The 7,395-nt window shown below is 69.1% G+C and carries 5 protein-coding genes; 3 read left to right on the top strand and 2 right to left on the bottom strand.

The annotated features are described in order from the left end of the window. Nucleotide 1: 1 nt before the first annotated feature. Nucleotides 2–304 (bottom strand): urease subunit gamma, encoded by a 303-nt coding sequence (locus VLG41_RS15405; protein WP_009519965.1) that lies wholly within the window; start codon nt 302–304, stop codon nt 2–4. Nucleotides 305–386: 82 nt separating this feature from the next. On the opposite strand from VLG41_RS15405, the gene VLG41_RS15400 reads away from it, so the two are divergent. Together VLG41_RS15400 and VLG41_RS15395 are read left to right on the top strand one after the other, a co-directional pair. Then, entirely contained in the window at nt 387–3,836 is a 3,450-nt protein-coding gene (locus tag VLG41_RS15400; RefSeq protein WP_325350279.1) for an ATP-binding protein, read from the top strand. Next, a complete protein-coding gene (locus VLG41_RS15395; protein ID WP_325350278.1) occupies nt 3,829–4,845 on the top strand; it encodes a response regulator transcription factor in 1,017 nt (338 codons plus the stop codon). Before VLG41_RS15400 ends, VLG41_RS15395 begins: the two co-directional genes overlap by 8 nt. Before the next feature lie 71 nt (nt 4,846–4,916). Here VLG41_RS15395 and VLG41_RS15390 read toward each other — a convergent pair whose 3' ends face one another. Next, complete coding sequence (locus VLG41_RS15390) at nt 4,917–5,687, bottom strand: hypothetical protein (protein WP_325350277.1); 771 nt, start codon at nt 5,685–5,687, stop codon at nt 4,917–4,919. Nucleotides 5,688–5,892: 205 nt separating this feature from the next. Between VLG41_RS15390 and urtA the strand changes: the two genes are divergently transcribed. Continuing rightward, the gene (gene urtA, locus VLG41_RS15385; RefSeq protein ID WP_325350276.1) at nt 5,893–7,200 is read left to right on the top strand and encodes an urea ABC transporter substrate-binding protein; all 1,308 of its coding nucleotides are present in this window, start codon (nt 5,893–5,895) and stop codon (nt 7,198–7,200) included. Nucleotides 7,201–7,395: the final 195 nt, after the last annotated feature.

Here is a 7,395-nt window from a genome sequence, read left to right as displayed (position 1 = left end):
TTCAGGCAATGGGTTGGTGGACGGTGACCAGTTTGGTCCCGTCGGGAAAGGTGGCTTCCACCTGGATGTCGGGAATCATCTCGGCCACGCCATCCATCACGTCGGTGCGCGTGAGCACGGCGCGTCCCTCGCTCATGAGTTGCGCCACGGTCTTGCCGTCGCGCGCGCCCTCCATCACGGCAGCGGTGATGAGGGCGATGGCCTCGGGGTGGTTGAGCTTGAGGCCGCGGGCCTTGCGGCGTTCGGCCAGCAGGGCGGCGGTGAAGATGAGCAGTTTGTCCTTCTCGCGCGGGGTCAGGTCCATGTTCGGCGGTTCTCCTCCAGCGTCGGTCAGCAAGACGCATACCCGGCGAGGGTAATGGCATGAAAGCTGCACCGCCACCCCCGTGAACGCCTCCGCCGACACCGCCGCCGTCCCCACGCCGAGCCCGCCCGACGCGCCCCAGCGCATCATCAAGGTGCGGCGCGACTACAACAGCTGGGTCGGCAGCGAGACCATGGAGGACTACGCGCTGCGCTTCACGCCGCAGCGCTTTCGCAAGTGGAGCGAATGGCGCGTGGCCAACACGGCCTTCGGCGTGGCGTCCTTCCTGGTGCTGGAGGCCGTGGGCGCCACGCTGCTCGTCACCTACGGCTTCACCAACGCGGCCCTGGCCATCCTGGTCACGGGGCTGATCATTTTTCTGGCGGGCCTGCCGATCAGCGTCTACGCGGCGCGCCACGGCGTGGACATGGACCTGCTCACGCGCGGCGCGGGCTTCGGCTACATCGGCTCCACCGTCACCTCGCTCATCTACGCCTCGTTCACCTTCATCTTCTTCGCGCTGGAGGCCGCCGTCATGGCCTACGCGCTGGAGCTCGCACTGGACATCCCGCCCGCCTGGGGTTACCTCATCTGCGCGCTGGTAGTGATCCCCCTGGTGACGCACGGTGTCTCTGTCATCAGCCGCTTCCAGATGTGGACCCAGCCGCTGTGGCTGGTGATGATGGTGGTGCCCTTCGTGGCCGTGGCCGTGCACGCGCCCGGGACATTTCGCGAGGTGGTGCACTATGCAGGTGCGTCGGGCACCGCGATGGGGTTCGACTGGCACCTGTTTGGTGCCGCCCTCACCGTGGGCATCGCGCTCATCACGCAGATGGGCGAACAGGCCGACTACCTGCGCTTCATGCCGGCGCCCCAGCCGGGGCGCCGCTGGCGCTGGTGGGCGGCCGTCGTCGCGGGCGGGCCGGGCTGGGTCGTCATCGGCGTGCTCAAGATGCTGGGCGGCGCGCTGCTGGCCTTCCTGGCCATCCGCCACATGGTGCCCGCCGAGCGCGCGGTGGACCCGAACCAGATGTACCTCGCCGCGTACGACTTCCTCATGCCCTACGGCTGGGCGGTGGCGGCCACGGCGCTGTTCGTGGTGGTCTCGCAGCTCAAGATCAACGTCACCAACGCCTACGCGGGCTCGCTGGCCTGGAGCAACTTCTTCTCGCGGCTCACGCACCACCACCCGGGCCGCGTGGTGTGGGTGGTGTTCAACACCTTCATCGCCTTCCTGCTGATGGAGATGAACGTCTTCCAGGCCCTGGGCCAGGTGCTGGGCGTGTACTCCAACATCGCCATCGCCTGGATCATGGCCGTCGTGGCGGACCTGGTGGTCAACAAGCCCCTGGGGCTGAGCCCGCCCGGTATCGAGTTCAAGCGCGCCCACCTGTACGACGTCAACCCCGTGGGGGTGGGCGCGATGGTGCTGGCCTCGGTGGTGTCGATCACCGCGCACATGGGGGTGATGGGACCGACGGCCGAGGCCTTCTCGGCGGTGATCGCCATGGTCACGGCATTCGTGGCGGCGCCAGCGATCGCCTGGGCCACGAAGGGACGCTTCTATATCGCGCGTCGCGCCGAACCGGGTGGCTACTCGCGCCTGGTGCCGCAGCGCTGCGTTATCTGCGAGCAGACCTACGAAGGGCCGGACATGGCGCATTGCCCGGCGTACCAGGGCCCCATCTGCTCGCTGTGCTGCACGCTGGACGCGCGCTGCGGCGACCTGTGCAAGCCACACGCGCGCCTGTCGGTGCAGTGGAGCGACGCCTTGCGCCACCTGCTGCCGCAGCGCATGTGGCCTTACCTGGACGCTGGGCTGGCGCACTACCTGCTGCTCATGCTCATCGTGGCGCCGCTGCTGGCCGCCGTGCTGGGCCTGCTGTACCGCCAGGAGGTGCAGACCCTGGCGATCGAGATCGGCGGCAGCGCCTCCATGCTCGACACCGCGCTGCGATCGGGCTTCCTGCGCGTGTACGCGGTGCTGCTGCTGATCGCGGCCACTGTCGCGTGGTGGCTGGTGCTGGCCCACAAGAGCCGCGAGGTCGCGCAGGAGGAGTCGAACCGGCAGACGCGGCTGCTCATGCAGGAGATCGAATCGCACCGCCGCACCGACGAGGCCCTGCAGCAGGCGCGCCACGCGGCCGAGCAGGCCAACCAGGCCAAGACGCGCTACATCAGCACCATCAGCCATGAGCTGCGCACGCCGCTCAACAGCATCCTGGGCTACGCGCAACTGTTGCAGGAAGACAGCGGCCTGGCCCCCCACCGCGCGCAGGCCATTCGCGTCATCCACCGCGGCGGCGAGCACCTGCTCTCGCTCATCGAAGGCACGCTGGACATCGCGCGCATCGAGTCGGGCAAGCTCGCGCTCGACGTGAAGCCCATGGCCTTTGCGGCCACGCTGGCGGAGGTGGCGGGCCTGTTCGAATTGCAGGCTGCGGCCAAAGGCCTGCGCTTCGTCTACGACACCGATGGCCGCCTGCCCGAGGCCGTGCGCGCCGACGAGAAGCGCGTGCGCCAGATCCTCATCAACCTGCTGGGCAACGCGGTGAAGTTCACGCGCACCGGCGAGGTGCGCCTGCGCGTGCGCCACGCGCGCGAGATGGCGCAGTTCGAGGTGCACGACACCGGCCCGGGCATGAGCCACGGCGACGTGGAGCGCGTGTTCGAGCCCTTCGCGCGCGGGCAGGGCGGCGCGGAAGTCACCGGCACGGGCCTGGGCCTGACCATCGCCAAGATGCTCACCGACCTGATGGGGGGCGAACTCACCGTGCGCAGCGCTCCCGGCCAGGGCAGCGTGTTCACCGTGCGCCTGTTCCTGCCCGAGATGCAGGGCGCTCTGCCCGTGCGAGAGCGCGTGGAGCAGCCCTTGGGCTACGAGGGCGCGGCGCGGCGCGTGCTCGTCGTCGACAACGAAGAGGCCGACCGCGAGCTGTTGCAGCGCTGGCTGGAGCCGCTGGGTTTCGAGGTGCAACTGGCGCGCAGCGGCGACCACGCGCTGGCGCTGCTGGCCGGCCTTCAGCCCGGCGATCCGGGCGCCCCGCACGCGGTGTTCCTCGACCTCGCCATGCCCGGCATCGACGGCTGGGAGACGCGGCGGCGCCTGCGTGCCGGCGGCTGGGCCGGCGTGCCGCTGGCCGTCGTCTCGGCCAATGCCTTCGACAAGGGCCTGCACAGCGAGCTGGACCCCGGCGAGGCGCTGCCACCGCAGGACTTCTTCGTCAAACCGGTGCGGCGCTCGGAACTGCTGACCTGGCTCGCGCGGCGCCTGGACCTGCGCTGGAGCGAGGCGCCGGTCGATGACCGATCCCCGCCCGCGCCCGCCACGGCGGCGCGGCCCGCGCGCGAAGAGATCGAGCCCCTGCTCGAACTGGTGCGCCTGGGCTACACGCGCGGCATCCTGCAGTGGCTGGACGACTGGGTGCGCCGCCACCCCGAGCGCGCCGGCCTCGCGACCTCGCTGGCCGCACTGGCGCGCGAATTCCGCTTCGAGGCCATCGAACACCAGCTCGTGCACGGCCATGTCTGACGCCCTCGAACCGAGCCCCTTGCCCGCGCGGCTGCCGCGCGGCGAGCACCGCGTGGTGCTCATCGTCGACGACGTGCCCGACAACGTGGCGCCCCTGCACGACGCGCTGGATGGTGCGGGCTACACCGTGCTCGTCGCGCTCGACGGTGAGAGCGCCATCCGCCGCGCCCGGCAGGCCTTGCCCGACGTGGTGCTGCTCGACGCCGTGATGCCGGGTATCGACGGCTTCGAGGTCGCGCGCCGCCTCAAGGCCGACCCGGCCACCGCCGGCATTCCCATCATCTTCATGACGGGCCTGACCGAGACCGAGCACCTGGAGGCCGCGTTCGCCGCCGGCAGCGTGGACTACGTGACCAAGCCCATCAAACCGCGCGAGGTGATGGCCCGCATGGGCCTGCACCTGCGCCAGGCGCGGCAGGCGCGCGAGGGCGCGCTGGAGCGCAGCCAGGCGCGCCACGCGCTCGATGCCTTCGGCTACGCCACCATCACCGTGCGCGCCAGCGACGGCCGCCTGCTCTGGCAGACCCCATTGGCGCGAGACCTGCTGCGCCAGCACTGCGGCGGCGACGCGGTGCACGCGCCCGAGGCCGTGCTGCAATGGCTGCGCCGCCACCTGGCCGAGGCCCAGGCCCTGCGCGAGCCGCCGCGCCTCACCATCGACAACGGCCCCCGCCGCCTCACCTTCCGCCTGCACCAGCGCGTGGGCGACGAGGACGGCGACCCACTGGGCCAGGGCGACTGGCTGATCGTGATGCAGGAGAGCTCGGACGAATCGGCCTTCAGCGCGCTGTCGCAGGCCTTCGGCCTCACCGCGCGCGAGGCCGAGGTGCTCTACTGGGTCGTCAAGGGCAAGATCAACCGCGACATCGCCGACATCCTGGGCGCCAGCCCCGCCACGGTGAAGAAGCACCTGGAGCGCGTGCACGCCAAGATGGGCGTGGAGACGCGCACGGCGGCGGCGGCGATGGCGATCCAGCGGGTGCGGCAGTTGGAGGCGCCGGCGGGGTGAGGGCTGTGCCCCGCCGGGCAGGCATCAGCCGGTCCTCGGTGGTGACGACCGCCGTGACGGCTCCCTGGGCTTCAGCCTGAACGGCCGCCGTTGGCGTCAGCGAGTTGCTGCATCTTGGCGATCCAGTAGGCCATGGTGATCTCGAACGCCACCAGTTTGGACGCCAGCTCGTCCGGGACATGGCTTAGCAGCCCTGCGGCCTTCATGCGCTCGATGCCTCGGGCCACATCCTGGTGGCGCTGCCACAAGAGGTCGAAGTCGTCCGGGACACCGCTGCCAGCCGGGGGCGTGCTTCCCACGGCGCCGGAGACGTTCAGAGCACTGAGCGCCGACTCCAGTTGCGCCACGGTCCATGGTTCGGGACCCGCGCTGGCCACCGGTGGAAGCTCATCGAGGGCGCGCCAGGCCTGGGCCTCTTTCGTCGCCACCGCGATGCCATGGGCTGCACCGGCGGGCCTCAGGGTTTGCGAGCGATCCGCGAGGTAGTCATTGACTGCGTCGACCATCTCGGCGGGGGCGTCGGTGTTGAGCACCAGCACCCTGTCATTCTTGAAGTTTTCCTTCATGACACCGAGCAGCGCCTGGGTGTCGGTGCCCGCTTCGATGAAGCCGGCGCTGTAACCCAGGGTCTCGGCCTGGGTCTCGAAGTGCGCCAGCAGGGCCTGCTGCTCGGGCGCCGGGGTGCCCAGTGCGATCACCCATAGAACCGGCTTGTGGGCATCGGTCGGGGGCGTGAAGCGGGTGGCGCGGGTCACGGCCTGGAGGGTCAAGGTCGCGCGCACCTTCTGGTTGATGGGAAATTGTCGGGAAATCATGAGGTCCTTGGTTGAGATGGCCTGCAAGAACGCAGGCGCCGTGTGAGTGACCCGTCGCCCGCGCCGGTTCGGTGACTTTCATGGCCCGTCATACGCCACCCGGCGTACATACGCCACCGCCCCCTCTCCCTAGCATCCGTTCCGACCGCCGACATGGGCCCAAGCGCTCGTGTGTCAGGCGGTACGAACTCCCGTCCCGGGGGCCCTCAACGGATTCAGCTGGAGAAGCGCCATGTCGTCGAACACCTCTCAACCGCGTCGCCTGACGCTCAAGACCCTCGCGGTGGCCGCCACCGTCGCCTCGCTCGGCTTCACCGGCCTGAGCGCCCACGCGCAGGAGACCATCAAGGTCGGCGTGCTGCACAGCCTCTCGGGCACCATGGCCATTTCGGAAACCGTGCTCAAGGACACGGTGCTGATGGCCATCGACGAGATCAACGCCAAGGGCGGCCTGCTGGGCAAGAAGCTCGAGCCCGTGGTGGTGGACCCGGCCTCCAACTGGCCGCTGTTCGCCGAGAAGACCAAGCAGCTGCTGACGCAGGACAAGGTCGCCGTGATCTTCGGCTGCTGGACCTCGGTGAGCCGCAAGTCGGTGCTGCCGGTGGTGGAAGAGAACAACGGCCTGCTGTTCTATCCCGTGCAGTACGAGGGCGAGGAACTCAGCCCCAACGTGTTCTACACCGGCGCCGCGCCCAACCAGCAGGCCATTCCCGCGGTGGAGTACCTGATGAGCAAGGACGGCGGCTCCGCCAAGCGCTGGGTGCTGCTGGGCACCGACTACGTGTACCCGCGCACCACCAACAAGATCCTGCGCGCCTTCCTCAAGAGCAAGGGCGTGGCCGACGCCGACATCATGGAGGAGTACACACCCTTCGGCCACAGCGACTACCAGACCATCATCGCCAAGATCAAGAAGTTCTCGGCCGAAGGCAAGAAGACGGCGGTGGTCTCCACCATCAACGGCGACTCCAACGTGCCCTTCTACAAGGAACTGGGCAACGCCGGCCTCTCCGCCAAGGACGTGCCCGTGGTTGCCTTCTCGGTGGGTGAAGAAGAGCTGCGCGGCGTGGACACCAAGCCGCTGGTGGGCCACCTGGCCGCCTGGAACTACTTCATGAGCATCAAGAGCCCGGCCAACACCGCCTTCGTGAAGAAGTGGAGCGACTACGCCAAGGCCAAGAACATCGCCGGCCACAAGGACAAGCCCATCACCAACGACCCGATGGAGGCCACCTACATCGGCTTCAACATGTGGGCGCAGGCGGTGGAGAAGGCCAAGAGCACGGACGTGGACAAGGTGCGCACCGCCATGTACGGCCAGACCTTCCAGGCCCCGGGCGGCTTCATCTCCACCATGGACAAGGAAAACCACCACCTGCACAAGCCGGTGTTCATCGGCGAGGTGCGCGCCGACGGCCAGTTCAACGTGGTGTGGAAGACCCCGGGCCCCGTCGTGGCCGACCCGTGGAGCGACTACATCGCCGAGAACAAGGGCAAGAAGAACGTGCCCACGAAGGCGGCCAAGGTCGCGTCCAAGTAAGCCGGCGCGGAGGTGTGATGCGGGGTGTGTTCGTTCGATGTTGTGCCGCGCTGGCGGCCTGGTGTTGCCTGGCCTGGCCGGCCCATGCGCTGAGCACGGCCGACGCGCTCGCGGTGGCGCGGGGTGACACGGACGATCGCATCGCCGCCATCAACCGCCTCGCCGCGTCGGCCGACGAGCGCGCCGCGGCCCTGC

Source organism: Hydrogenophaga sp. (assembly GCF_035481345.1).
Lineage (GTDB): Bacteria > Pseudomonadota > Gammaproteobacteria > Burkholderiales > Burkholderiaceae_C > Hydrogenophaga.
This window is presented reverse-complemented; position numbering and strand designations above follow the sequence as displayed.

Coding starts and splice junctions, on each gene's coding strand:
- VLG41_RS15405 (WP_009519965.1), bottom strand. CDS start 304: ATGGACCTGACCCCGCGCGAGAAGGACAAACTGCTCATCTTCACCGCC.
- VLG41_RS15395 (WP_325350278.1), top strand. CDS start 3,829: ATGTCTGACGCCCTCGAACCGAGCCCCTTGCCCGCGCGGCTGCCGCGC.
- urtA (WP_325350276.1), top strand. CDS start 5,893: ATGTCGTCGAACACCTCTCAACCGCGTCGCCTGACGCTCAAGACCCTC.